Raw genomic sequence first — 352 nt, forward strand, 5'->3', positions numbered from 1 at the left:
GTCGCGAGATGATGCGGCTCGCCCTGTGTGAGACGGACGACACCCTCTAGCTGGCGCCTGAGCGCGACAGGACGTGCATCCGCCTGCGACAATGCGTCGGCGGCGCGCTCCCAGCTGCCATCGGGGAGGCGGCGTTCGGCGATCGACCAATCGCAGAGCCGGACTGCGCCCTTATTTCCTTCCAGCATCCAGATATTGTGGTCGTCCTTCCCGGTGGTGCCGACACTGCCCTTGAGCGCGACCGGGATGTCACCGGCCAGCAGCTTGCCCTCGATCCGGCGCTCCGATTTGCCCGCCTCCGGGAACGCCACGTCCGCCGTGAGCCCATGCAGGGGGCCGACCAGCCTGCGGC

The 352-nt window shown here is 68.5% G+C and carries 1 protein-coding gene; it reads right to left on the minus strand.

All coding sequences use genetic code 11. The annotated features are described in order from the left end of the window. A partial coding sequence (locus AB4Y92_RS26875; RefSeq protein ID WP_441822393.1) for a hypothetical protein occupies nt 1-352 on the minus strand: 352 nt, incomplete at both ends.

This window comes from Lysobacter sp. TAB13, assembly GCF_052113885.1.
Classification (GTDB): domain Bacteria; phylum Pseudomonadota; class Gammaproteobacteria; order Xanthomonadales; family Xanthomonadaceae; genus Lysobacter; species Lysobacter gummosus.